This window comes from Pseudomonas sp. Lz4W (genome assembly GCF_000346225.2).
Taxonomy (GTDB): domain Bacteria; phylum Pseudomonadota; class Gammaproteobacteria; order Pseudomonadales; family Pseudomonadaceae; genus Aquipseudomonas; species Aquipseudomonas paraversuta.
Map to the genome: position 1 here is coordinate 3,849,592 of NZ_CP017432.1, position 25,448 is coordinate 3,875,039.

21 protein-coding genes are annotated in these 25,448 nt (G+C 56.6%); 1 reads left to right on the forward strand and 20 read right to left on the reverse strand.

The window, feature by feature from the left end:
- Positions 1-14: 14 nt before the first annotated feature.
- The 20 genes from eno to rpsB all read right to left on the reverse strand — a co-directional run bounded on the left by eno (position 15) and on the right by rpsB (position 24,266).
- The gene (gene eno / locus B195_RS17625) at positions 15-1,304 is read right to left on the reverse strand and encodes a phosphopyruvate hydratase (protein ID WP_003440481.1); all 1,290 of its coding nucleotides are present in this window, start codon (positions 1,302-1,304) and stop codon (positions 15-17) included.
- 328 nt (positions 1,305-1,632) lie between these two features.
- Positions 1,633-3,264, reverse strand: a complete 1,632-nt coding sequence (locus tag B195_RS17630; protein WP_003440470.1) for a CTP synthase — start codon at positions 3,262-3,264, stop codon at positions 1,633-1,635.
- A gap of 272 nt (positions 3,265-3,536) precedes the next feature.
- Positions 3,537-4,853: a tRNA lysidine(34) synthetase TilS gene (gene tilS / locus B195_RS17635; RefSeq protein ID WP_003440468.1), complete on the reverse strand. Its 1,317-nt coding sequence runs from the start codon at positions 4,851-4,853 to the stop codon at positions 3,537-3,539.
- Between the two features lie 78 nt (positions 4,854-4,931).
- Positions 4,932-5,879 (reverse strand): acetyl-CoA carboxylase carboxyltransferase subunit alpha, encoded by a 948-nt coding sequence (locus B195_RS17640; RefSeq protein WP_003440465.1) that lies wholly within the window; start codon positions 5,877-5,879, stop codon positions 4,932-4,934.
- 184 nt (positions 5,880-6,063) lie between these two features.
- Positions 6,064-9,585 carry a DNA polymerase III subunit alpha gene (dnaE, locus tag B195_RS17645; protein WP_003440462.1) on the reverse strand — a complete coding sequence of 1,174 codons (3,522 nt, stop codon included), beginning with the start codon at positions 9,583-9,585 and terminating at the stop codon, positions 6,064-6,066.
- Between the two features lie 78 nt (positions 9,586-9,663).
- The gene (gene rnhB, locus B195_RS17650; RefSeq protein ID WP_003440459.1) at positions 9,664-10,287 is read right to left on the reverse strand and encodes a ribonuclease HII; all 624 of its coding nucleotides are present in this window, start codon (positions 10,285-10,287) and stop codon (positions 9,664-9,666) included.
- A gap of 11 nt (positions 10,288-10,298) precedes the next feature.
- Positions 10,299-11,429, reverse strand: a complete 1,131-nt coding sequence (gene lpxB / locus B195_RS17655) for a lipid-A-disaccharide synthase (protein ID WP_003440456.1) — start codon at positions 11,427-11,429, stop codon at positions 10,299-10,301.
- Between the two features lie 2 nt (positions 11,430-11,431).
- Positions 11,432-12,208: an acyl-ACP--UDP-N-acetylglucosamine O-acyltransferase gene (gene lpxA, locus B195_RS17660; RefSeq protein ID WP_003440454.1), complete on the reverse strand. Its 777-nt coding sequence runs from the start codon at positions 12,206-12,208 to the stop codon at positions 11,432-11,434.
- A complete protein-coding gene (gene fabZ, locus B195_RS17665; protein WP_003440450.1) occupies positions 12,205-12,645 on the reverse strand; it encodes a 3-hydroxyacyl-ACP dehydratase FabZ in 441 nt (146 codons plus the stop codon). Before fabZ ends, lpxA begins: the two co-directional genes overlap by 4 nt.
- A gap of 109 nt (positions 12,646-12,754) precedes the next feature.
- Complete coding sequence (gene lpxD / locus B195_RS17670) at positions 12,755-13,810, reverse strand: UDP-3-O-(3-hydroxymyristoyl)glucosamine N-acyltransferase (RefSeq protein ID WP_003440447.1); 1,056 nt, start codon at positions 13,808-13,810, stop codon at positions 12,755-12,757.
- Between the two features lie 2 nt (positions 13,811-13,812).
- The gene (locus B195_RS17675; RefSeq protein ID WP_003440444.1) at positions 13,813-14,316 is read right to left on the reverse strand and encodes an OmpH family outer membrane protein; all 504 of its coding nucleotides are present in this window, start codon (positions 14,314-14,316) and stop codon (positions 13,813-13,815) included.
- A gap of 45 nt (positions 14,317-14,361) precedes the next feature.
- Positions 14,362-16,710 (reverse strand): outer membrane protein assembly factor BamA, encoded by a 2,349-nt coding sequence (gene bamA / locus B195_RS17680; protein ID WP_003440442.1) that lies wholly within the window; start codon positions 16,708-16,710, stop codon positions 14,362-14,364.
- Positions 16,711-16,785: 75 nt separating this feature from the next.
- Positions 16,786-18,138, reverse strand: coding sequence for a sigma E protease regulator RseP (gene rseP / locus B195_RS17685; protein ID WP_003440439.1), 1,353 nt, complete (start codon positions 18,136-18,138; stop codon positions 16,786-16,788).
- Between the two features lie 44 nt (positions 18,139-18,182).
- Positions 18,183-19,370, reverse strand: a complete 1,188-nt coding sequence (ispC, locus tag B195_RS17690; protein WP_003440436.1) for a 1-deoxy-D-xylulose-5-phosphate reductoisomerase — start codon at positions 19,368-19,370, stop codon at positions 18,183-18,185.
- Positions 19,367-20,173 carry a phosphatidate cytidylyltransferase gene (locus B195_RS17695; protein ID WP_003440433.1) on the reverse strand — a complete coding sequence of 269 codons (807 nt, stop codon included), beginning with the start codon at positions 20,171-20,173 and terminating at the stop codon, positions 19,367-19,369. The genes ispC and B195_RS17695 overlap by 4 nt, the downstream gene beginning before the upstream one ends.
- Complete coding sequence (uppS, locus tag B195_RS17700) at positions 20,173-20,928, reverse strand: polyprenyl diphosphate synthase (RefSeq protein WP_003440430.1); 756 nt, start codon at positions 20,926-20,928, stop codon at positions 20,173-20,175. Before uppS ends, B195_RS17695 begins: the two co-directional genes overlap by 1 nt.
- A 15-nt stretch (positions 20,929-20,943) precedes the next feature.
- On the reverse strand, positions 20,944-21,501 hold the full coding sequence (frr, locus tag B195_RS17705; RefSeq protein ID WP_003440428.1) for a ribosome recycling factor: 558 nt from the start codon (positions 21,499-21,501) through the stop codon (positions 20,944-20,946).
- A complete protein-coding gene (pyrH, locus tag B195_RS17710; RefSeq protein ID WP_003440426.1) occupies positions 21,498-22,241 on the reverse strand; it encodes a UMP kinase in 744 nt (247 codons plus the stop codon). The genes frr and pyrH overlap by 4 nt, the downstream gene beginning before the upstream one ends.
- A 205-nt stretch (positions 22,242-22,446) precedes the next feature.
- Positions 22,447-23,316, reverse strand: coding sequence for a translation elongation factor Ts (tsf, locus tag B195_RS17715; protein WP_003440424.1), 870 nt, complete (start codon positions 23,314-23,316; stop codon positions 22,447-22,449).
- A 206-nt stretch (positions 23,317-23,522) separates the two neighbouring features.
- On the reverse strand, positions 23,523-24,266 hold the full coding sequence (gene rpsB, locus B195_RS17720; protein ID WP_003440422.1) for a 30S ribosomal protein S2: 744 nt from the start codon (positions 24,264-24,266) through the stop codon (positions 23,523-23,525).
- A gap of 291 nt (positions 24,267-24,557) precedes the next feature.
- Here rpsB and map point away from each other — a divergent pair, with 291 nt between their 5' ends.
- On the forward strand, positions 24,558-25,421 hold the full coding sequence (gene map / locus B195_RS17725; protein ID WP_083912784.1) for a type I methionyl aminopeptidase: 864 nt from the start codon (positions 24,558-24,560) through the stop codon (positions 25,419-25,421).
- Positions 25,422-25,448: the final 27 nt, after the last annotated feature.

Sequence of the window (25,448 nt, forward strand, 5' to 3'; positions counted from 1 at the left end):
TTACCACCAACTGCTTAGCCGCGAAACTCGCTGCGACCGTTGTACTTGGCTTTTGCGCCCAATTGCTCTTCGATACGCAGCAATTGGTTGTACTTGGACACGCGATCCGAACGGCACAGAGAGCCGGTCTTGATCTGGCCAGCCGAAGTACCCACTGCCAGATCGGCAATGGTGGAATCTTCGGTTTCGCCGGAACGGTGCGAAATCACTGCAGTGTAACCAGCGGCCTTGGCCATCTGGATAGCTTCCAGGGTTTCGGTCAGGGTGCCGATCTGGTTGAACTTGATCAGGATCGAGTTGGCGATCTTCTTATCGATGCCTTCTTTCAGGATCTTGGTGTTGGTTACGAACAGGTCGTCCCCTACCAGCTGAACTTTCTCACCGACTTTGTCGGTCAGGATTTTCCAGCCATCCCAGTCAGACTCGTCCAGGCCATCTTCAATGGAGATGATCGGGTAGCGCTGAGTCAAACCTTTGAGGTACTCGGCGAAACCTTCGGAGTTGAACACCTGGCCTTCGCCAGACAGGTTGTACTTGCCGTCTTCGTAGAATTCGCTGGCCGCACAGTCCAGAGCCAGGGTCACGTCAGTGCCCAGGGTGTAACCGGCATTGGCGACAGCTTCGGAGATCACTTTCAGTGCATCTTCGTTGGAAGCCAGGTCAGGTGCGAAACCACCCTCATCGCCCACTGCAGTGCTCAGGCCACGAGCCTTGAGTACAGCTTTAAGGTGATGGAAGATTTCAGTACCCATGCGCAGCGCGTCGGAAAAGGTCTTGGCGCCAACCGGCTGCACCATGAACTCTTGAATGTCGACGTTGTTATCTGCGTGCTCGCCACCGTTGATGATGTTCATCATCGGTACCGGCATCGAGTAAACACCCGGGGTGCCGTTCAGGTTGGCGATGTGTGCGTACAGCGGCAGGTCCTGGTCCTGAGCCGCAGCCTTGGCAGCTGCCAGGGATACAGCGAGGATGGCGTTAGCGCCCAGGGAACCTTTGTTTTCAGTGCCGTCCAGCGCAATCATCGCGTGGTCCAGCGCTTTTTGATCAACCGGGTCTTTACCCAGCAGCAAATCGCGAATCGGGCCGTTAATGTTGGCAACGGCTTTCAAAACGCCTTTGCCCAGGTAACGGCTCTTGTCGCCATCACGCAGTTCCAGCGCTTCACGGGAACCGGTGGAAGCACCGGAAGGCGCGCAAGCACTGCCGATGATGCCGTTGTCGAGAAGCACGTCCGCTTCCACGGTGGGGTTGCCACGGGAGTCGAGAACTTCACGACCTTTGATGTCGACGATTTTTGCCATTGTTGTAAACACTCCAAAGTTGACGAAAACGACGCAGCTGAGGGAAATTTTGTCATCATCGACAAGGGCCAATCTGCAGGCAGCCTTGAGGACGATAAGGTTCGGAGCCAGGGGTCCGAGAAATCGTGCGGTACTTTACCGGAGAAACGAGGGTGATGCGGTTTCTATTGTCGGAAAACTCTTCACAGAAGTGTCTGCCGCAGACATCGGCGACCGCGGCTGCCAAGGCAAACACGTGGTCGTCGGTAGTCAGTAGCACGCAAAAACCAGGGTGATCTTCTGGAAAGTCCGCCAGAACCTGCGCGGACTTTCCATTACACCCTGCTGCTTAAGCGTTTTTTTCGTGCTGAGCCAGTGCAGCCTTGACGAAACCCGTGAACAACGGATGACCGTCACGTGGCGTGGAGGTGAACTCCGGGTGGAACTGGCAAGCAACGAACCAAGGATGATCCGGTGCTTCAACCACTTCTACCAGCGCGCCGTCACCGGAGCGACCGGTTACTTTCAGGCCGGCTTCCATCAGTTGAGGCAGCAGGTTGTTGTTCACTTCATAGCGATGGCGATGACGCTCAACGATCACGTCCTTGGCATAGCAGTCGTGAACCAGAGAGCCGGCGGTAAGCTGGCAGTCCTGTGCACCCAGACGCATGGTGCCGCCCAGATCCGAAGTTTCGGTACGGGTTTCAACAGCACCGGTGGCGTCTTCCCACTCAGTGATCAGGCCCACAACCGGGTGGCCGCTGTTGCGATCGAACTCGGTGGAGTTGGCGTCTTTCCAGCCCAGCACGTTACGTGCGAACTCGATAACCGCCACTTGCATGCCCAGGCAGATACCCAGGTATGGCACCTTGTTTTCGCGAGCATATTGAACCGCAGTGATCTTGCCTTCTACGCCGCGCAGACCGAAGCCGCCCGGAACCAGAATGGCATCGACACCTTCCAGCAGTTCAGTACCTTTGTTTTCGATGTCTTCAGAATCGATATAACGCAGGTTGACCTTGGTACGGTTGGAAATACCGGCGTGGCTCATCGCTTCAATCAGCGACTTGTACGCATCCAGCAGTTCCATGTACTTGCCGACCATGGCGATGGTGACTTCGTGCTCAGGATTGAGCTTGGCGTCGACCACTTGTTCCCATTCGGACAGGTCGGCGCTGTTGCATTCCAGACCGAAACGCTCAACGACAAAATCATCCAGACCCTGAGCGTGCAGCATGCCCGGGATACGGTAGATGGTGTCGGCGTCTTCCAGCGAAATCACCGCACGCTCTTCAACGTTGGTGAACAACGCGATTTTGCGACGCGAGGAAATATCGACATGGTGATCGGAACGGCAGATCAGAACATCTGGCTGCAGGCCGATGGAACGTAATTCTTTAACCGAGTGTTGCGTTGGTTTGGTTTTCGTTTCGCCAGCAGTGGCGATATACGGAACCAGAGTCAGGTGCATCAGCATGGCGCGCTTGGCGCCTACTTCGATGCGCAGCTGACGGATTGCCTCGAGGAACGGTTGCGACTCAATGTCACCCACAGTGCCGCCAATCTCAACCATCGCTACGTCGGCATCGCCGGCGCCCTTGATGATTCGACGCTTGATCTCGTCGGTGATGTGCGGAATTACCTGGATGGTTGCACCCAGGTAATCACCACGGCGCTCCTTGCGCAGGACGTGTTCGTAGACACGGCCCGTGGTGAAGTTGTTGTTCTGGGTCATGGTCGTGCGGATAAACCGCTCGTAATGACCCAAGTCCAGGTCGGTCTCTGCGCCGTCGTGTGTGACGAACACTTCACCGTGCTGGAACGGGCTCATGGTGCCCGGATCAACGTTGATGTAGGGGTCCAGCTTCAGCATGGTGACCTTAAGTCCCCGCGCCTCCAGGATGGCTGCCAATGAAGCCGAGGCAATGCCTTTCCCCAATGAAGAAACAACACCGCCCGTGACGAAGATGTAGCGCGTCATGAAAAACCCTAGAAGTCTGCGTTAAAGCGGTCAGAGCCGCCGGGGAAAGCGAAGGAAGGCCGAAGCCCCCAATCACCAGCATTAGTCACAGTGCACCTTTCGAAAAACTGCTGCGTTGAAACAGACCGATGGAAACCAACGGTTCGATACAAGCCACACATTTTTTTAAAATCGCCCAGCAAAGACTGCTTGGTAATCGGCAACATCTGCAATTCTGGTGAATCTACAGAAGTTGTATCAAGAAGGGAGCGTAGTCTACCGGAAACACCCTTTCAGCTCAAACCTTGATCGCTCTTAGTTGGCAGCCAGTGCAATTGCCAGCGTCCACAGGGGCCGCAGTCCAGTCCCGGGAGGTTTGCCACTGCCAATAACTGCCCGTTTACATACAGAAGCGGCAATCTGCCACGGACAAATAATGGCAACCCCTGCTCGTTGAGCAGTCGCTTCAGGTCACGATGACCACGGTTTTTCACCGTCATCACCTCGCCCCCCTGACGATAGCTCACTTGCACGGAGCCATCGGGTATATCCCCCGACAGACGTAACTGGCCGTTGCCGGGCAATATCAGTGGCTGATGCGGGTTGTGCCATTGCACAGAAGCTGGCGGCTGGCGCAACCAGTCACCGGCCAGCCACCAGATCCTCCCGCCTGCACGGTGCAACTCGCCTTCGGCAAGTTTCCAGAGCGGTTGCCCGTCGCCCCGGGCATCGCGCAAGGCATCCCAACCGGCCCAATGATCGGTATCCGGTAATTGACTGAATGCCGCCAGCCAGTAACGCAACGCATTGCGTTGCCGGGCCGGTGACAGGCAGGTGATCGGCGCAAGCTCCAGCGAGGGCAAGCCGAGCCAGTCGAACTCGCTGACCGCCCCCGCAGCTTGCAGGTCCTGCCGGGCCAGGTCATCGAGCAGGCCCTGCGCCTCGGCACAGTGGGCCGCACTGCGCGCCATGCTGGCGGCTGCTTGCGGCCAGCGCCGGGTCAGCAGCGGAAAAATCTCATGGCGCAAATAATTTCGCGAAAAGTCGGTCTGCTGATTGGACGGATCTTCAATCCAGCTCAGGCTGTGTTCCCGCGCGTAGGCCTCCAGGTCGGTGCGCGACACATCCAGCAAAGGTCGACATAAATTGCCTTCACCCAGCCGACGCTGACGCGGCATCGCAGCCAGGCCGCTCACTCCGGCCCCGCGCAGCAGACGAAACAGCAGGGTTTCCGCCTGGTCGTCGCGATGCTGACCGGTGAGCAGCACCTCTTGCGCTCGCGTAAGCGTCACGAACGCCTGATAGCGAGCCTCACGGGCCGCACGCTCAAGACTTGCTCCGGCCTGCACATGCACGTGTACAACCTGCAGCGGCACCCCCAGCGCATTACAGAGTGCCTGGCAGTGGGCCGGCCACGCGTCTGCCGCAGCCTGAAGACCATGATGGACATGGATGGCGCTCAGAGGAGGCAGAGAACGGGTTTGACGAAGTTGAGCGAGAACATGCAGCAACACGGTCGAATCGAGACCGCCGGAGAGCGCTACATGCCAGGCCCCGGCATTGCGCCAGGGCTCGAGGGCTTTGAGAAGCAGGATTGAGAGGTTGGACATCGCACAATCCTGTAGGAGCGAGCCTTACAACGCAGCAACGAAGAGCTCGCGCGCAAGCTGGCTCCTACAATGCCCCTGTCAGAGACCGTAGCTCATCAGTCGCTCATAGCGACGCTTGAGCAACGCTTCGTGATCGAGTTTATTGAGCATGTCCAGCTGGGAGGCAAGCTCGGCACGAATCGAAGCGGAAGCCGCCACCGGATCACGGTGCGCGCCACCCAATGGCTCGGTGATGACCTTGTCAACAATACCCAGACCTTTCAAACGCTCGGCAGTAATGCCCATCGCTTCGGCAGCATCCGGCGCCTTTTCGGCGGTTTTCCACAGAATCGATGCACAACCTTCCGGCGAAATCACCGCATAGGTCGAGTACTGCAGCATGTTCAACTGATCGCAGACGCCGATTGCCAGCGCACCACCCGAACCACCTTCACCGATAACAGTGGCAATGATCGGGGTTTTGAGGCGCGACATCACCCGCAGGTTCCAGGCGATTGCTTCACTCTGGTTGCGCTCTTCAGCGTCAATCCCCGGGTAAGCGCCAGGGGTGTCGATGAAGGTCAGGATCGGCATCTTGAAACGTTCGGCCATTTCCATCAGACGGCAAGCCTTGCGGTAGCCTTCCGGGCGCGGCATGCCGAAGTTGCGGCGTACCTTTTCACGCACTTCACGGCCCTTCTGGTGACCAATCACCATGACTGGCTGATCGTCCAGACGGGCAATACCGCCAACAATGGCAGCGTCGTCCGAGAAATGGCGGTCGCCGTGCAGCTCATCGAACTCGGTGAAGATGTGCTCGATGTAGTCCAGGGTGTAAGGACGGCGCGGGTGACGGGCCAGACGGGCAATTTGCCAGCTGGTCAGCTTGCCGAAAATATCTTCAGTCAGCGTTTTGCTTTTGTCTTGCAGACGAGAGATTTCATCGCTGATGTTCAGCGAATTGTCGTTACCAACCAAGCGCAACTCTTCGATTTTGGCTTGCAGGTCAGCAATCGGCTGTTCGAAATCAAGAAAATTCGGGTTCATAAGCATCCGTCTTGGGTCGGCGGCAAAGCATGCCAGAAGAGTTAAAACCCAGCATTTGCTGGTGCTTTTAACCGAACTGGGGCAGCCGGTTGATCTGTATCGCGCCTACCTTAAGGGACAGGCGCTCTCAGGTCGAGATTAAAAATTAGGGTCGAGGTCAGGGCGCTTCTCGCACCCCTGACCGTCAACGGTATTGGAGGAAGACGTTGTCTCGCCCAAACTGGTCACGCAAGGCTTGAATCAAGCTGTCAGCCGGATCGATTCTCCAGGTCTCGCCAAACTGCAGCGTCGCCTTGGCCCCCACTCCGGTGTATTCCATGGTGATCGGGCATGCGCCGCGGTGTTTCTTGAACAAATCGCCCAGCCAGCGCAGTTGATCACCTTTGAGCGCGGACTGTACAACTTTCAGACGCAGGCTTTCGGCCAGGCTGGTTCGGGCGTCTTCCATGCTCATCACACGCTTGACCCGCAGGCGCAGGCCGCCGGAGAAGTCGTCATTGCTGACCTCACCTTCGACCACCACCATCGCATCCGTCTGCAACAGCGATTGCGCCGAATGGAATGCCTCGGCAAACAGCGAGGCTTCAATCCGTCCCGACCGGTCGTCGAGGGTGATGAAGCCCATCTTGTCGCCTTTTTTGTTCTTCATGACCCGCAAAGCGATGATCATGCCGGCAACCGTTTGAGTATCCCGGGCCGGCTTGAGATCAATGATCCGCTGACGGGCAAAACGGCGGATCTCGCCTTCATACTCGTCAATCGGATGGCCGGTCAGGTACAGGCCCAGGGTGTCTTTTTCGCCCTTCAAACGCTCTTTGAGCGTCAGCTCCTTGGCCTTGCGGTGATTGGCGTAGACGTCGGCATCCGCCTCGACAAACAGGCCGCCAAACAGGTCGGCATGCCCGCTGTCGTGGGTGCGGGCGGTTTGTTCGGCAGCCTTGATCGCCTCTTCCATCGCAGCCAGCAATACCGCGCGATTCTGGTCGATACTCGCCTGCCAGGCCTTGGGTTCATCATGGAAAAACGGCCCCAGACGGTCCAGCGCACCGCTACGGATCAGACCATCCAGGGTTCGCTTGTTGATGCGTTTGAGGTCGACCCGGGCGCAGAAATCGAACAAATCGGTGAATGGACCGTCCTGGCGAGCTTCGGTGATGGCCTCTACTGGCCCCTCGCCTACGCCCTTGATCGCACCCAGACCGTAAATGATCCGCCCTTCATCGTTAACCGTGAACTTGAACTCCGAAGCATTCACATCCGGCGCGTCGAGACGCAGCTTCATGGTGCGAATTTCTTCGATCAAGGTCACGACCTTGTCGGTGTTGTGCATATCCGCCGACAGTACCGCAGCCATGAACGGCGCCGGGTAATGGGTTTTCAGCCATGCCGTCTGGTACGACACCAGACCGTAGGCGGCAGAGTGGGATTTGTTAAAGCCATAACCGGCAAATTTCTCTACCAGGTCGAAAATGTTACCGGCAAGGTCGCCATCGATATTGTTGTTGGCACAACCCTCGATAAAGCCGCCGCGCTGCTTGGCCATTTCTTCGGGCTTTTTCTTGCCCATGGCCCGGCGCAACATGTCGGCACCACCCAGGGTGTAGCCGGCCATGACCTGGGCAATCTGCATCACCTGTTCTTGATACAGAATGATGCCGTATGTCGGGGCCAATACCGGCTTTAGCCCTTCGTACTGGTAGTCCGAGTGCGGGTACGCCAGTTCGGCACGACCGTGTTTACGGTTGATAAAGTCATCAACCATGCCTGACTGCAGCGGCCCCGGACGGAACAGGGCCACCAGTGCGATCAAGTCTTCCAGGCAGTCGGGCTTGAGCTTTTTGATCAGCTCCTTCATGCCCCGCGACTCAAGCTGGAACACTGCAGTGGTTTCGGCCTTTTGCAGCAACTGATAGGTCGGCTTGTCATCCAGCGGAATGAAGGCGATATCCAGAGGCGGCTCGTCTACCTTGGCGCGATCACGGTTGATGGTTTTCAGCGCCCAGTCGATGACTGTCAGGGTCCGTAGCCCCAGGAAGTCGAACTTCACCAGACCGGCCGACTCAACGTCGTCCTTGTCGAACTGGGTTACCAGGCCGCCGCCCTCTTCGTCGCAGTAAATCGGCGAAAAGTCGGTAAGTTTGGTCGGCGCGATTACAACGCCACCCGCGTGCTTGCCAACGTTACGGACTACGCCCTCGAGCTTGCGGGCCATGTCCCAGATCTCGGCCGCTTCTTCATCGACCTTGATGAAGTCACGCAGGATTTCTTCCTGCTCGTAGGCTTTTTCCAGGGTCATGCCGACTTCGAACGGAATCATCTTCGACAGACGGTCCGCCAGGCCGTAGGACTTGCCCTGGACCCGGGCCACGTCACGGATTACCGCCTTGGCAGCCATCGAACCAAAGGTAATGATCTGGCTTACCGCGTTGCGACCATACTTTTCGGCTACATACTCAATGACCCGGTCTCGACCATCCATGCAGAAGTCGACGTCGAAGTCGGGCATCGATACCCGTTCCGGGTTAAGGAATCGTTCGAACAGCAGGTCGTATTCCAGCGGATCAAGGTCGGTGATCTTCTGCACATAGGCCACCAGCGACCCGGCACCCGACCCTCGACCCGGGCCAACGGGTACGCCGTTGCTTTTAGCCCACTGGATAAAGTCCATTACGATCAGGAAGTAACCGGGGAACCCCATCTGGATGATGATATCCAGTTCGAAATTCAGCCGGTCGACATACACCTGGCGCCTGGCGTCATAGTCTTCGGTGGTGTCTTTAGGCAGCAGAACGCTGAGGCGATCTTCCAGACCGTCAAAGGACACCTTGCGGAAATACTCATCGATGGTCATGCCATCGGGAATCGGGAAGTTGGGCAAAAAGTGTTTGCCCAGTTTTACTTCGATGTTGCAGCGCTTGGCGATTTCAACCGAGTTCACCAGCGCCTCTGGCAAATCACTGAACAGCTCGGCCATTTCTTCGGCGCTTTTCAGGTACTGCTGGTCGCTGTAGTTTTTCGAGCGGCGCGGGTCGTCCAGCGCCCGGCCTTCACCGATGCAGACACGGGTTTCATGGGCTTCGAAGTCTTCTTGCCTGATGAAGCGCACATCGTTGGTCGCCACCAGTGGCGCGCCGACTGTCTCTGCCAGCGCTACCGCTGCATGCAGGTGCTCTTCGTCATTGGGACGTTTGGTGCGTTGAACCTCGAGATAGAACCGGTCCGGGAATACGGTCATCCATTCGCGGGCCAGAACCTCGGCCTCTTCAGTGTTGCCACTGATCAGCGCGATGCCGATTTCACCCTCCTTGGCTGACGAAAGCATGATCAGGCCTTCAGCAGCCTCGGCTACCCATTCGCGCTCGATAATGACCTGGCCGTTACGCTGGCCATCAATAAAGCCACGGGAGATCAGTTCAGTCAGATTGCGGTAGCCGACGCCATTCATCGCCAACAGGCTAAGGCGACTCACCGGGTTTTCCGGGTCTTTGTTCGACAACCACAGGTCAGCCCCGCAAATCGGCTTGATCCCGCCGCCCATGGCCGCTTTATAGAATTTGACCAAAGAACACATGTTGTTCTGGTCGGTCACCGCCACGGCGGGCATATTCATCCCGGCCAGGGTTTTGATCAGCGGTTTGATCCGCACCAGGCCATCGACCAGGGAGTATTCAGTGTGCAGGCGCAGGTGAACGAATGAAGCCGGCATGGTGATCCTGTCTTTAAGCTTTGAGAAACAACAAGGCCCGGATTGTACCGGGCCTTGGCAAAAACATCAGCCTTGGGGCTAAATCTCGGTCGCCTCGCGGGCTTCCCAGGCCCGACGCACCGGACCAAACGAACGCCGGTGTATCGGTGTGGGACCAAGGCGTTCCAGCGCCTCGAGGTGTACCGGGGTCGGATAACCCTTGTGTCCGCCGATGCCATAGCCGGGATAGATCAACTCAAAGGCGGCCATTTCCCGGTCACGACTGACCTTGGCCAGAATCGAAGCCGCTGCAATCGCCGGAACCTTGCTGTCGCCTTTAACCACGGCCTCAGCCGGCATCGCCAGTTTAGGGCAGCGGTTGCCATCGATCATGGCCAGCTTGGGGGTAATGCTCAGGCCTTCGACAGCCCGCTGCATGGCCAGCATGGTGGCGTGCAAAATATTCAGCTCGTCGATTTCTTCAACTTCGGCCCGGGCAATACACCAGCTCAGGGCTTTTTCGCAGATTTCGTCGTAGAGCTTTTCACGCCGCGCTTCGGTGAGCTTTTTCGAATCATTGAGCCCGGCGATGGGACGCGCAGGGTCAAGAATTACCGCTGCGGTCACTACCGCGCCGCACAACGGCCCGCGGCCCACCTCATCGACTCCGGCCACAAGGTCTTCGGCCAGATCGACCAGATTGAAGTCCAGCCCGATTTGCATGGTTACTTTACTCATTTGGATTGCGCAATCAGATCCAGCACCGCTTTGGCGGCCTGATTGGAAGCGTCGAGACGCAATGTACGGTGAATCTCGTCAAAGCCCCGGGTCTGCTCTTCGCCACCGTCCAGCAAGGGCAGCAGGGTTTGCGCCAATGCTTGCGGGGTAGCCGCATCCTGCAACAGTTCAGGCACCAACATCCGTTGAGCCAGCAAATTGGGCAATGACACGTAGGGACTTTTGACCAGACGCTTGAGAATCCAGTAGGTCAGACCTGCAAGACGATAAGCCACCACCATCGGGCGCTTGTACAGCAGCGCTTCCAGGGTGGCCGTACCGGATGCAATCAATACCGCATCACATGCCGCCAGGGCCAGATGCGAGCGGCCGTCGAGCAAGGTCAGGGGCAGATCACGCCCGACCAGCAACTGTTCGATTTGCGCCCGGCGCGCCGCATTGGCGCAAGGCAGGACAAACCGCACATCAGGTCGTGCTTCACGAATTTTTTGCGCAGCATCCAGAAACAGCCCGCCCAGCTTACCCACTTCGCCACCGCGACTGCCCGGCATCAAAGCGACCAGCGGCCCCTCAGGCAACCCCAGCTCGGCACGCGCACCGGCTTTGTCGGCCTCAAGCGGGATGGTGTCTGCCAGAGAGTGTCCGACGAAACGCACAGGTACACCGTGCTCTTCATAGAACCTGGCTTCAAACGGCAGCAAGGTCAGCATCAAATCGCAGCCTTCGCGGATTTTCAGCACTCGCTTCTGACGCCACGCCCACACGGAAGGGCTGACGTAGTGCACGGTTTTGATCCCGGCACGACGTAACTGGAGTTCGATATTGAGCGTGAAGTCAGGCGCATCGATGCCGATAAAGACATCGGGCCTTTCTGCGATCAGGGTCTGGACCAGAAGCTTGCGGCGCTTGAGCAATTCGCGCAAACGACCCAGCACCTCAACCAGCCCCATGACCGACAGTCGCTCCATCGGGAAGTAAGAGCTCATGCCCTCAGCTTCCATCAATGGGCCGCCGACGCCGATAAATTCGACATCAGGATGCTGTGCCTTGAGTGCCCGCATCAGCCCCGAGCCCAAAATGTCGCCCGAAGCCTCCCCTGCCACCAGCGCGATACGCAATCTAGCCATGACTAGCGCGTAATGCCGCGGGTGGAGGATTGAATCGACTCAACAAACATTGCAACTTCAGGGAATTGCGCAGCAGGCTCAGCCAGTTCGGCCAGCGCCTGATCAACGGTCAGGCCCTGGCGGTACACCACTTTATAGGCGCGGCGTAACGCGTGAATGGCGTCTTCACTGAAACCGCGACGGCGCATGCCTTCGAAGTTCATGCTGCGCGCTTGCGCAGGGCTGCCAAACACCGTCACAAATGCCGGTACGTCCTTGCCAATGGCGGTGCCCATGCCCGAGAAGCTGTGGGCGCCGATATGGCAGAACTGATGAACCAGAGTAAAACCGGACAGGATCGCCCAGTCACCCATGTGCACATGGCCCGCCAGGGCAGCGTTATTGACCAGAATGCAGTGATTGCCGATCACGCTGTCATGGCCGATGTGGGCATAAGCCATGACCAGATTGTGATCGCCCAGGGTTGTTTCGGCGCGATCCTGAATGGTACCGCGATGAATGGTGACCCCTTCACGAATGACGTTGTGGTCACCGATCACCAGGCGGGTTTCTTCGCCCTTGTACTTCAGATCAGGTGTGTCCTCGCCTACCGAAGAGAACTGGTAGATACGATTGTGCTTACCGATCCTGGTTGGGCCCTTGAGAATCACATGCGGCCCAATCACTGTCCCCTCGCCGATTTCCACACCTGCGCCGATGATCGACCATGGGCCGACCTCGACGTCGTCGGCCAATATGGCCGTCGGATCGATGATTGCGCGAGGGTCAATCAAACTCATAGTTTGCGTTCCGCACAGATAATTTCAGCCGAGCAAACCGGCTTTCCATCAACCGAAGCCTGGCACTCGAACTTCCAGATCTGACGCTTGCAGCTCAGAAATTTGGCTTCAAGAATCAGTTGATCACCCGGGGTGACCGGTTGACGGAAGCGCAGCTTGTCGGAGCCCACGAAATAGTAAAGCGTGCCGTCGGCAGGCTTGAGGTCGAGCATTTTGAAGCCAAGGATACCAGCTGCCTGAGCCATCGCTTCAATGATCAAAACGCCGGGCATGATTGGGTGCGCCGGAAAGTGACCGTTGAAAAAAGGTTCATTGATGCTGACATTCTTGTAGGCACGAATGCGCTTGTTCTCGATATCCAGATCCACTACGCGATCCACCAGCAGGAACGGGTAACGGTGGGGCAGATATTCGCGAATCTCGTTGATGTCCATCATTTCGTGGGGAAGCCTGTAATAAAGATTGGGCGCGCGCGACTAAGGCGCGCTCCTCTAGCAAATCAAGGAAGCAAACCAGTGGCTATGCACACTTGATATGGAAAATGTATTAGCCCTCTGAAGAAGCTTTACCGTCCGGGGTCACTTCCCCGACGTGCTTTTCCAGATGTTTAAGCCGTCTGGCGATATCGTCCAGCTGACGAATACGTGCCGCGCTCTTGCGCCATTCGGCCGCCGGCTGCATGGCGGTCCCTGAAGAATAGGCGCCTGGTTTGGTAATCGAGTGAGTCACCATCGTCATACCAGTCAAGAACACGTTGTCACAAATTTCAATGTGCCCCACCAAACCGACACCACCCGCCAACATGCAGTGCTTGCCGATTTTAGTGCTACCGGAAATGCCCACACAGGCAGCCATGGCCGTATGGTCACCGACCTGAACGTTATGGGCGATCTGGATCTGGTTATCCAGCTTGACGCCATTACCCAGCACCGTATCGGCCAAAGCACCGCGGTCGACGGCGGTGTTGACGCCAATTTCGACATCATCACCGATGGTTACCCCACCGATCTGCGCGATCTTTTGCCAGACACCCTTCTCGTTGGCAAAACCAAAACCCTCACCGCCCAGCACAGCACCCGACTGAATCACCACGCGCTTGCCGATGCGTACGTCGTGATAAAGCGTTACCCGTGGTGCCAGCCAGCCGCCCTCGCCGATTTCACAACGGGCCCCGATAAAGCAGTGGGGACCGACCGTGACGCCGGCAGCGATTCGAGCACCACTTTCAATTACCGCAAAAGCACCAATGCTGGCCAGCGGATCAATCACCGCATCAACAGCAATGACTGCCGTCGGGTGAATGCCGGGCGCCGCCTTGGGCTTGGGATCGAACAAGTGGGAAATTCGGGCATATGCCAGATAAGGATCAGGTACCAATAGCGCATCACCGACATAATCCTCGGCATCGTCCGGCTTGAGCAATACAGCTCCCGCGTGGCAGTCGACAAGGAATTTTCGGTACTGGGGATTGGCCAGAAAGCTCAACTGAGCTGGGCCAGCCTCTTGTAAAGTGGCTAGCCCAGTAATTTCTTTCTCCGCGCTGCCACGCAAGGTGGCACCGAGGAACTCGGCCAATTGGCCGAGTTTTATAGTCGCAGTCATAATTACTTCAGCTGATTCATGCGCTCGATAACCTGGCGAGTGATGTCGTACTGAGGTTTGACATCAATCACAGCACCACGCTCGAATACCAGGTCAAAGGCACCTTTCTTGATGACTTCTTCAACAGCGCTGTCCAGTTTTGGCTTGAGCTGTTTCAGCATTTCACGGTCAGCAACTGCTTTGGCTTCGTTCAGTTCCTTGGACTGGAACTGGAAATCGCGGGCCTTTTGCTTGAATTCAAGCTCCAGACGCTCACGCTCGCCCTGCTGCATTTTGTCGCCGCCTTTTACCAGACGATCCTGAATACCCTTGGCGCTGCTTTCCAGGCTTTTGAGCTTGGTCAGTTGCGGGCCAAATTTCTTCTCGGCATCCACTGCATAACGCTTGGCAGCGTCAGATTCCAGCAATGCCATCTGATAGTTCAGTACGGCAATTTTCATATCAGCAAAGGCTGGGCCAGCGACCAGGACCGAAGCCAGGAGAACCAATTGAGTCAACTTGCGCACGATGCACTCCTAAAAAATCTGTTGTCTGTGTCTAAAGTCAGGCTTTTAGAAAGTCTGGCCGAGGGAGAACTGGAATACCTGGGTATCTGCGTCATCCGGTTTCTTGACCGGCATTGCCAAGCTGAAGCTTAGCGGGCCAAGTGCAGTCACCCAGGTCACGCCAACACCGACAGAGCTGGCCATATTGCTAAAGCTGATGTCGCAATCCTTGGTATCGCCCTTGCAGTTGGTGTCGAACACGTTACCAACATCCCAGAACACAGAGGTCCGCAGGGAGCGCTGATCTTTGACGAACGGCATCGGGAACAGAACTTCCACACCGCCCTGGATCAGCACGTTACCACCAAATGGTAGCGGATCCTGATCAGGGTCAGCGATGGTGCCCGGGTTTTTACCCGAGCTAGGCGTGCTGCGAGGGCCCAGAGCGCTGTCCTTGAAACCACGTACCGAGTTGAAACCACCGGCGTAGTAGTTCTCGTAGAACGGCAGGCCTTCAGTCGAACCGTAACCGTCGCCATAGCCCAGCTCAGTGTGCAGGCGCATGGTGTAAGTGTCGGTCAACGGCTGGAACAGCTGGGCACGGTAGTCTAGCTTGTAGAACTGCAGGTCGCTGCCAGGAATCGTGCTTTCAAGCACCAGGCTCTGCGAGCTGCCGCGTGTTGGCAGTACACCTTTGTTCAGGGTCGATTCAGACCAGCCGACCGATGCCTTGAAGTTGAGGTACTTGGTGCCTTCACGGTTTACGAAGTCGAAAATCTCGTCAACGGTGTACTGACCGGTACTGATTTCATCCTGCTGCACGGTCAGACCATAGGTCAGACGCGAAGTGTCGCTGATCGGGTAGCCCATGCTGACGCCTGCACCCAGGCTGTCAACGGAGTAGTTGGCAACGTCAACGTCCAGATCTTTGTAGTCAGTGGTGCGGTAGAACACGTTGTAGCCCAGGCTTACGCCATCTGCAGTCCAGTACGGATCAACGTAGCTGAAGTTGTAGCGGCTCTGGTATTCGCTGCGGGTCAGGCCAATGCTGACCTTGTTACCCGTACCCAGGAAGTTGTTCTGCGTGATCGAGCCACCCAGGATCAAACCGGCGCTCTGGGCAAAACCGACGCTGGCAGTGATCGAACCCGAAGCCTGTTCTTCTACGGCGTAGTTCACGTCAACCTGGTCGTCAGTGCCTGGCACAGCCGGAGTTTCAACGTTCACTTCCTTGAAGAAGCCCAGACGCTCAAGGCGAACCTTGGACTGGTCAATCAGGTAAGTCGAAGCCCAGCCACCTTCCATCTGGCGCATTTCGCGACGCAGAACCACGTCTTCAGACTTGGTGTTGCCGCGGTAGTTGATGCGGTTCACGTAAGCACGCTTGCCCGGATCAACCACAAAAGTGATGGCTACCGTGTGATCTTCAGGGTTTGGCTGAGGCACACCGTTCACGTTGGCGAAGGTGTAGCCCTCGTTACCCAGACGACGGGTAATCAGTTCGGAGGTAGTGGTCATCAGCTTGCGCGAGAACACCTGCCCTGGCTGAACCAGCAACAGCGATTTGATCTGGTCTTCAGGAACCTTGAGGTCACCGCTCAGTTTCACTTCGCCGACATTGTATTTTTCGCCTTCATTCACGTTGACCGTGATGTAGACGTTCTTCTTGTCGGGGGTGATCGATACCTGGGTCGAAGCGATATCCATATTGATATAGCCGCGATCGAGGTAGTAAGAGCGCAGACGCTCAAGGTCACCCGACAGTTTTTCACGAGCATACTTGTCGTCATTCTTGAAGAACGACAGCCAGTTCGTGGTTTTCAGTTCGAAGAGGTCAACCAGATCTTCTTCAGGGAAGACGGTGTTGCCCACCACGTTGATGTGCTGGATAGCAGCAACCGTGCCTTCATTGATGTTGACCTTCAGGGCAACGCGGTTACGCGGCTCGGGCACCACTTCGGTGTCAACCGTGGCCGAGTAGCGGCCCTGGGCAACATACTGGCGTTGCAGCTCGTTGCGTACACCCTCAAGGGTTGCACGCTGGAAGATTTCACCTTCGGCCAGGCCCGACTGTTTGAGCCCTTTCATCAGGTCATCAGTGGAGATCGCCTTGTTACCGTCGATGGTGATGCTGGAGACGGATGGACGTTCGACAACCGTAATGACAAGCACATTGCCATCACGACCCAGTTGGATATCCTGAAAGAAACCGGTTTTGAACAACGCACGAGTGGATTCCACCAAACGGCGGTCATCCGCTACTTCACCCACGTTCAGAGGCAACGCACCAAACACGCTACCGGCGGAAACCCGCTGCAGCCCGTTGACACGAATATCAGAGATAGTGAAGGACTCGGCGTGAACTTCGGCGATCATCAGTACGGCGAGAACCGCAGTTAGCAGCAGACGTTTCATGAAGTCCTTTCTTATTCCAACTGGCAATAAACAAACTGCCGCAAAATGCGGCAGATTCGCAATTCAGCGAAGTGTTTACAGACGTCCCAGATCGTTGACCAGAGCAAGCAACATCACCCCGATCACCAAACTGATACCGATCTGCATCCCCCAACCCTGCACCCGATCCGACAAGGGACGACCACGCGCCCACTCGATCAGATAAAACAATAAATGCCCCCCATCCAGTACAGGGATGGGCAACAAATTCAGAACCCCAAGGCTAATACTCAGATAAGCCAGGAAACTCAGGAAATCCACGACGCCCGACTGGGCAGAAGCGCCCGCCACTTTAGCAATGGTTATCGGTCCACTCAAGTTTTTTACCGAGAGCTCACCGAACAACATTTTCTTCAGCGAATCGAGAGTCAATACGCTCATGGTCCACGTACGCTTTGCACCCTCCCCGATTGCGGCGAGCGGGCCGTAACTGACCTCACGAATCATTGCCGGTGGCCAATCGACACCTTTGGCCCCCGCCCCCAGATAGCCGGTTGCCGCCTTACCTTCGCCGCGAGCCGCCAGGGTAACAGGGACATCAAGCGCAACCCCGTCGCGCTCGACATGCAACACAACACGGGAGTCCGGCCGCACGCGAACCCAGTCAACCACCTGCTGCCAGTCGTTGATGGCCTGATCGTTGATGGCCAACAGCTTGTCACCGATTTTAAGTCCGGCAGCCTGTGCCGGGCCTTTCGGGTCAAGCTCTGCCAGCACTGCCGGCAACTCGGGGCGCCACGGGCGAATACCCAGCGACTTGATCGGATCCGGCTCGTCAGCAGACTTGAGCCAGTCATGCAGGATCAACTGATGCGAAGTCTCGACATCCGAGCCCGGCCCGCGTACTGCGATCTGGATAGAACCGCTTTCACCCAGACGGCGGACCAGTTGCAGGTTTACGTTCGACCAGCCAACGGTCGGCTCGCCGTCGATGGCAACGATTTCCTGGCCGGCCACAAGGCCGGCCTGAGCTGCCAGGCTGGCGCTTTCTACGGCACCGATTACAGGCCGCACCTGCTGGCTGCCCATCATTGCCAGCACCCAGAAAAACACCATCGCCAACAAGAAGTTGGCGATCGGCCCGGCGGCGACAATGGCTATGCGCTGACCAACGGTCTTGCGATTGAAGGACTGATCCAGCTGATCGGCGGGAACCTCGCCTTCGCGCTCGTCGAGCATTTTCACGTAGCCACCCAACGGGATGGCTGCAATGACAAACTCGGTACCCTTGCGGTCATGCCAGCGCAGCAAAGGCGTACCGAAACCCACGGAGAAACGTAGAACCTTGACGCCGCAACGGCGCGCCACCCAAAAGTGACCGAATTCATGAAAAGTGACCAGCACACCCAATGCCACCAGGGTGCCAACAATCATATATAGCGCACTCATCTACTTTCTCCGCGATCCTGTCCGGTTCCGGCAAGCACCACTTATCAGCCGTTACGACTCAACCACTGTTCAGCCCGCATTCGCGCCTTGGTATCGGCGGCGAAGACCGCCTCTAACTCGTCTACTGCAACCACAGGCTCACTGTTCAAAACGTCTTCGATGATACGGGCAATTTGCGGGTAACGGATTCGGCCATCAAGAAAGGCCGCAACCGCTACTTCGTTCGCCGCATTCAGCATCGCCGGCGCACTGTTGCCCGCCATGGCCGCTTCACGGGCCAGGCGCAAGCAGGGAAAGCGCTGCTCATCCGGGCGCTGGAAATCAAGACGCGCAACTGCAAACAGATCCAGCGGCGCGACCCCCGAATCAATGCGCTCAGGCCATGCCAGGGCATTGGTAATCGGAGTGCGCATATCCGGATTACCCAGCTGGGCAAGCACCGAACCGTCCACATAATCGACCAGCGAATGAATCACGCTTTGCGGATGGATGACCACCTCGACCTGGTCCGGTCTGGCGTCAAACAGCCAGCAAGCCTCGATCAACTCCAGGCCCTTGTTCATCATGCTGGCAGAGTCTACGGAAATCTTGCGCCCCATCGACCAGTTGGGATGGGCACAGGCCTGATCCGGCGTAACGTGCTCAAGCTCCGCCAGGGGGGTCTGGCGAAAAGGTCCGCCAGACGCCGTCAACAGAATCCGGCGAACGCCAACATTAGTCAGGCCTCGGGCGAAATCCTGCGGCAGGCACTGGAAAATGGCGTTGTGCTCACTATCGATGGGCAACAGCACCGAACCACTGCGGCGAACAGCCTGCATAAACAGGTCGCCGGTCATCACCAGCGCTTCTTTATTCGCCAACAGGATTTTTTTGCCTGCATTGACCGCTGCCAGTGTCGGACGCAAGCCCGCAGCACCAACAATCGCCGCCATGACCGAATCAACCTCGGGCGCCGAAGCAATCTGGCACAGGCCTTCCTCACCCACCAGGACCTCGACACCGAGCCCTGCCGAGCGCAGGCCGGCCAGCAACTGGCTGGCCGCACGATCATCCGGCACTACCACAACCTTTGGCTTGTGGGTAATGCACAACGCCAGCAGCTCGGCGAGACGGCTGTAACCGCTCAAACCGAACACCTGATAGCGATCAGGGTGACGGGCAACAACATCCAGGGTGCTCAGGCCAATCGAACCCGTAGCCCCCAGAACAGTAATCTGTTGTGGACGGCTCATGACGCCGCCATCCACAGCAATACAGCAAATACCGGGATCGCCGCAGTCAAACTGTCGATGCGGTCCAGAACACCACCATGGCCAGGCAGCAGGTTACTGCTGTCCTTGATCCCGGACTGGCGTTTGAACATGCTTTCGGTGAGGTCACCCACCACCGAAATCAATACGATCACGCCAGCACCGACCAGTGCGGCAAACATCTCGGAGGCGCTCCAGCCACGCGCCACACCGACCGCAGCGGTGATCAGCAAGCTCAGCAACAAGCCGCCAAATACACCCTCCCAGCTTTTGCCCGGACTGACTTTCGGTGCCAGCTTGCGCTTGCCGAATTTACGCCCCGAGAAATAGGCGCCGATATCGGCACCCCACACCAGAACCATCACTGCCATGATCAACCAGTTACCCAGCGCCATCGCCTTGATCAGCACCAGACCCTGCCAGGCCGGCAACAGAATCAACAGGCCGATGACCAGTTTGGTCGCAGTCGTTGACCAGTGCACCGCTGATTGCGGAAAGGTCAGCACCAGGTAGGTTGCCACTGCCCACCATAGAACCGCAGCACCCAGCACCCATGGCGCCAGATCAGGGAATATGTGCAGGCCAAACAGCAGCAAGGCTACAACCGCAGCAAAGGCAACGCGGGCCGGCTGAGCTTCAAAGCCCGCCAGGCGTGCCCATTCCCAGGCCCCCAGGGTCACGACCAGGCCAATAAACAGCGCAAAGCCGGCCCCCTCAAGCAGGAAAAAACCGCACAGGGCAATTGGCAGCAAGATAAGAGCAGTAATGATTCGTTGTTTAAGCATTAAACCCGGGCTCCAGCCTCAACCTGCTCGCTCGTTTTACCGAAGCGGCGCTGGCGAGAAGCGAAATCAGCCAATGCATGACGCATGGCTTCGTGTTTGAAGTCCGGCCAGAACAGGTCGGAGAAGTACAACTCGGAATAGGCCAGCTGCCACAGCAGAAAATTGCTGATGCGATGCTCGCCACCGGTGCGAATGCACAGATCAGGCAAAGGCAGATCACCCGTTACCAGACAGGCTTGCAACACGTCAGGGGTGATGTCTTCAGGCTGCAAATGCCCTGCCTGCACCTGACGCGCCAACTGCTGAGCGGCCTGGGCGATGTCCCACTGACCGCCGTAGTTAGCGGCGATCTGCAGCACAAAGCGCTCAGAACCCGCAGTCATTGCTTCCGCTTCACGCATCGCCATTTGCAAATCGGGATGAAAGCGTGAGCGGTCGCCAATGATCCGCAGACTGATGTTGTTTTCATTGAGGCGCTTGGCCTCACGACGCAGTGCCCGGAAGAACAAGTCCATCAAGGCACTGACTTCTGCTGCCGGGCGCTGCCAGTTTTCACTGGAGAACGCGAACAGCGTCAGCACCTCGACCTTGGCCTGGGCACACACTTCAATCACTGCGCGAACCGCATCCACTCCCGCTTTATGCCCGGCAACACCCGGCATAAAGCGTTTTTTCGCCCAGCGATTATTACCGTCCATAATGATGGCGACGTGTCGCGGCACCGATGACGGCTCAGCCTGCTTGGTCATTTCCATAAAACGCCCAGACCCTTATACGGCCATCAGGTCAGCTTCTTTCTGCTTGGTGGCAGTTTCGATATCAGCTACAGCCTTGTCGGTCAGCTTCTGAATATCATCAGCAGCACGACGCTCTTCGTCTTCGCTGATTTCTTTTTCCTTGACCAGATCTTTCAACTGGCTCAGCGCATCGCGACGAATATTACGCACAGCAATGCGGGCATCTTCAGCTGCGTCACGGGCCTGCTTGGCGAACACCTTGCGGGTTTCTTCAGTCAGGGCAGGCATGGAGATCAGCAGCAATTCGCCCAGGTTGGTCGGATTGAGGTTCAGACCGGCGCTCTGGATTGCCTTGTCTACCGCACCGAGCATATTGCGCTCGAACGCTACGACTTGCAGGGTACGGGAGTCTTTGACAGTGATGTTGGCCACTTGGCTGATCGGAGTATCCGAGCCGTAGTAAGGCACCATCACGCTACCCAGAATGCTCGGGTGAGCCTTGCCGGTACGGATCTGGCCAAATGCATGGGACAGAGATTCCAGCGATTTCTGCATGCGCGTTTGAGCGTCTTTTTTGATTTCGTTGATCATTGTTGACCTTCCTCGATCAGAGTGCCTTCAGCGCCGCCATGGACAATATTAAGCAGGGCGCCGGGCTTGTTCATGTTAAATACACGCAATGGCATTTTATGGTCGCGGCACAAGCAGATAGCCGTCAGGTCCATTACGCCCAGCTTGCGATCCAGTACTTCATCGTAAGTCAGATGATCGAACTTCTCGGCATGCGGGTCTTTGAATGGATCTGCGGTGTACACGCCGTCGACCTTGGTTGCCTTGAGCACCACATCAGCGTCAATTTCAATGGCACGCAAACAGGCAGCCGAATCCGTCGTGAAGAATGGATTACCAGTACCTGCAGCAAAAATCACCACATCCTTGGCGTTCAGGTGACGCATGGCTTTGCGACGATCGTAATGATCAGTCACGCCCACCATGGAAATGGCCGACATTACGATGGCGGAGATATTCGCACGTTCCAGCGCGTCGCGCATGGCCAGGGCGTTCATCACGGTTGCCAGCATGCCCATATGGTCGCCTGTAACGCGATCCATACCTGCAGCACTCAGCGCAGCCCCACGGAACAGGTTGCCACCACCAATCACCAACCCTACCTGAACACCGATACCAACCAGCTGGCCGACTTCCAGCGCCATGCGGTCGAGAACTTTGGGATCGATCCCGAACTCTTCAGAGCCCATCAGGGCTTCGCCGCTTAGCTTGAGTAGAATGCGTTTATAGCGAGCTTGATAACCACTGCCCTGCTGAGCCATTGCGAATCTCTCCTGCCGCGTTTTATAAAAAATCTGTGCGAGGCTGTTTACAGCCCGCGCTTACTCTAGCTGGCACTGCACAGCAGCACCATCGGAACACTATTTTGTAAACCGGTTCCGCCGGGAAGGGAAAATCCCCACCCATTTGAAAAGAGGCTGCGCGCGTGAGCGGGCAGCCTCTTCGGGTCGACAGTTTAGAACCGTCTTATTGCTTGCTTGCAGCCACTTGTGCAGCAACTTCAGCAGCGAAGTCATCAACTGGCTTCTCGATACCGTCGCCTACTTTGAAGTAGGTGAAGGAAACGATTTCAGCGCCGGCTTTCTTGGCCAGTTCGCCGACCTTGATTTCCGGGTTCTTAACGAAAGCTTGTTCAACCAGGCTGGCTTCAGCCAGGAACTTGCTGATACGACCGGCAACCATTTTTTCAACGATTTCTGCTGGCTTGCCTTTGATCTTGTCTTCGTTGAGGCTCATGAACACGGTTTTTTCGCGTTCGATAGCGTCAGCGGAAACTTGCGATGGCAGCAGGAACTCAGGGTTGCTTGCAGCTACGTGCATGGCGATGTCACGTGCCAGCTCGGCGTTGCCGCCTTTCAGAGCTACTACAACACCGATCTTGTTGCCGTGCAGGTAAGCATCAACAACGTCGCCTTCGATGCGGGCCAGGCGACGGATGTTTACGTTCTCGCCTACTTTACCAACCAGAACCAGACGATCAGCTTCTTGCGAAGCGATCAGCGGAGCTGCGTCGGTCAGCTTCTCAGCGAAAGCTTTTTCTACGCTGTCAGCAACGAATTTTTTGAAGTCGTCTTGCAGAGCCAGGAAGTCGGTTTGCGAGTTAACTTCAAGAATAACGGCAGATTTGCCATCTTCAGCAACTTTAACTGCGATAGCGCCTTCAGCAGCAACGTTGCCTGCTTTTTTGGCAGCCTTGATGGCGCCCGAAGCACGCATGTCATCAATGGCTTTTTCGATGTCGCCGCCAGCCTTGGTCAAGGCTTTCTTGCAATCCATCATGCCTTCGCCGGTACGCTCACGCAGTTCTTTAACCAACGCTGCAGTAATCTCTGCCATTTCAAAATTCCTCTTGGATAGGTTTTCAACCATTCCACCCGACCGAACGGGCGTTCAATTCGTGTGAAGCATGCCTCGATACAACCCTGCCAGCCGCAATCTGATACAGCAACGCCAGGGCAACTTCCAACAAATGGATTTCGAGGTGGCAAAAAGGGGGCCAAGCCCCCTTTTTGCGTACTGAGTAAACGCTAGGCGTTAATTACTCAGCCTTCAACTACCGCTGCAGCCGGAGCTTCTTCGACGAAAACGTCGGTGCCGCCAGCAACGTGGTTACGGCCTTTGATCACAGCATCAGCCATCGCACCCATGTACAGCTGGATAGCGCGGATTGCGTCATCGTTACCCGGGATGATGTAGTCAACACCTTCTGGGCTGCTGTTGGTATCGACAACGCCGATAACCGGGATACCCAACTTGTTAGCTTCGGTGATCGCGATACGCTCGTGATCAACGTCGATAACGAACAGTGCGTCTGGCAGACCGCCCATGTCCTTGATACCACCCAGGCTACGATCCAGCTTTTCCAGATCGCGAGTGCGCATCAGCGCCTCTTTCTTGGTCAGCTTGGCGAAAGTACCGTCTTCGGCCTGGATTTCAAGGTCACGCAGACGCTTGATGGAAGCACGGATGGTTTTGAAGTTGGTGAGCATGCCGCCCAACCAGCGGTGATCAACGTACGGCGAACCGCAACGGGTTGCTTCTTCAGCAACGATCTTGCCAGCGGAACGCTTGGTGCCGACGAACAGAATCTTGTTTTTGCCCTGGGCCAGACGCTCTACGAAAGTCAAAGCTTCGTTGAACATTGGCAGGGTTTTTTCAAGGTTGATGATGTGGATCTTGTTACGCGCGCCAAAGATGTATTTACCCATCTTCGGGTTCCAGTAACGGGTTTGGTGACCGAAGTGCACACCGGCCTTCAGCATATCGCGCATGTTGACTTGGGACATGGTAGTTCCTTAGTAAGTCGGGTTAGGCCTCCACGTATCCCAACGACCAACCAGCAGCTTCGAGCTGAAGGCACCCAGGTCATCGTGTCGATACGTGTGTGGGTTTGTGCTTAGCGGGCTATACCCGGAAAGCGGCGCATTTTATACCACAAGATGCGCAAAAAACGAAACACGGAATCAGACTTTCTTCCTCGCCCTTTTGCGCAGGGTCTGGAATAGAGCCAGAATGCCCCATTCTATTAAGAGAAGCGATGGCGAGAGGCCCATGATTATCGCCGACCGTCTGTTAGAATCGCATTTTTATGGCGGTGTGCAGCAGCAAAGCACCCCCGCAATCCTGATGATGAGCGCCAACGCGCGAAGAGAGCCCGAATGACCGTCACCCTCAAAACCCCCGAGGACATCGCAAAAATGCGTATCGCCGGCAAACTGGCCGCCGAAGTCCTGGAAATGATTGCCGAGCACGTCAAGCCCGGCGTTACCACCGAAGAGCTGGACCGCATCTGCCATGACTATATTGTCAACGTGCAGCAGGCCATCCCCGCTCCGCTCAACTACAAAGGCTTTCCGAAGTCCATCTGCACCTCGATCAACCATGTGGTGTGCCACGGCATCCCGGGCGACAAGGTGCTGAAAGACGGTGACACCCTGAATATCGACGTTACCGTCATCAAGGACGGTTACCACGGCGATACCAGCCGCATGTTCCACGTCGGCAAGGTACCGGTCTGGGCCGAGCGCCTGTCGCAAGTGACCCAGGAATGCATGTACAAGGCCATTGAAATCGTCAAACCGGGCTGCCGCCTGGGCGACATCGGCGAAGTGATCCAGAAGCACGCTGAAAAGAACGGCTTCTCGGTAGTTCGCGAGTTCTGCGGTCACGGCATCGGCAAGGTCTTCCACGAAGAGCCGCAAATCCTGCACTACGGTCGCGCCGGCACCGGCATGGAACTCAAAGCAGGCATGACCTTCACCATCGAGCCGATGATCAACCAGGGCAAAGCCGATACCAAGGTTCTGGGTGATGGCTGGACCGCAATCACCAAGGACCGCAAGCTGTCAGCGCAGTGGGAACACACCCTGCTGGTGACCGAGACGGGCTACGAGATCTTCACCCTGCGCAGCGATGACACCATCCCTCGCGTTTCGGCCTGATACCTCAAGCAGTCTCTATATAGATTC

Bases quoted from the DNA above. Each gene is read 5' to 3' on its own strand.
- eno (WP_003440481.1), bottom strand. From the start codon at position 1,304: ATGGCAAAAATCGTCGACATCAAAGGTCGTGAAGTTCTCGACTCCCGT.
- B195_RS17630 (WP_003440470.1), bottom strand. From the start codon at position 3,264: ATGACGCGCTACATCTTCGTCACGGGCGGTGTTGTTTCTTCATTGGGG.
- tilS (WP_003440468.1), bottom strand. From the start codon at position 4,853: ATGTCCAACCTCTCAATCCTGCTTCTCAAAGCCCTCGAGCCCTGGCGC.
- B195_RS17640 (WP_003440465.1), bottom strand. From the start codon at position 5,879: ATGAACCCGAATTTTCTTGATTTCGAACAGCCGATTGCTGACCTGCAA.
- dnaE (WP_003440462.1), bottom strand. From the start codon at position 9,585: ATGCCGGCTTCATTCGTTCACCTGCGCCTGCACACTGAATACTCCCTG.
- rnhB (WP_003440459.1), bottom strand. From the start codon at position 10,287: ATGCAAATCGGGCTGGACTTCAATCTGGTCGATCTGGCCGAAGACCTT.
- lpxB (WP_003440456.1), bottom strand. From the start codon at position 11,429: ATGGCTAGATTGCGTATCGCGCTGGTGGCAGGGGAGGCTTCGGGCGAC.
- lpxA (WP_003440454.1), bottom strand. From the start codon at position 12,208: ATGAGTTTGATTGACCCTCGCGCAATCATCGATCCGACGGCCATATTG.
- fabZ (WP_003440450.1), bottom strand. From the start codon at position 12,645: ATGATGGACATCAACGAGATTCGCGAATATCTGCCCCACCGTTACCCG.
- lpxD (WP_003440447.1), bottom strand. From the start codon at position 13,810: ATGACTGCGACTATAAAACTCGGCCAATTGGCCGAGTTCCTCGGTGCC.
- bamA (WP_003440442.1), bottom strand. From the start codon at position 16,710: ATGAAACGTCTGCTGCTAACTGCGGTTCTCGCCGTACTGATGATCGCC.
- rseP (WP_003440439.1), bottom strand. From the start codon at position 18,138: ATGAGTGCGCTATATATGATTGTTGGCACCCTGGTGGCATTGGGTGTG.
- ispC (WP_003440436.1), bottom strand. From the start codon at position 19,370: ATGAGCCGTCCACAACAGATTACTGTTCTGGGGGCTACGGGTTCGATT.
- B195_RS17695 (WP_003440433.1), bottom strand. From the start codon at position 20,173: ATGCTTAAACAACGAATCATTACTGCTCTTATCTTGCTGCCAATTGCC.
- uppS (WP_003440430.1), bottom strand. From the start codon at position 20,928: ATGGAAATGACCAAGCAGGCTGAGCCGTCATCGGTGCCGCGACACGTC.
- frr (WP_003440428.1), bottom strand. From the start codon at position 21,501: ATGATCAACGAAATCAAAAAAGACGCTCAAACGCGCATGCAGAAATCG.
- pyrH (WP_003440426.1), bottom strand. From the start codon at position 22,241: ATGGCTCAGCAGGGCAGTGGTTATCAAGCTCGCTATAAACGCATTCTA.
- tsf (WP_003440424.1), bottom strand. From the start codon at position 23,316: ATGGCAGAGATTACTGCAGCGTTGGTTAAAGAACTGCGTGAGCGTACC.
- rpsB (WP_003440422.1), bottom strand. From the start codon at position 24,266: ATGTCCCAAGTCAACATGCGCGATATGCTGAAGGCCGGTGTGCACTTC.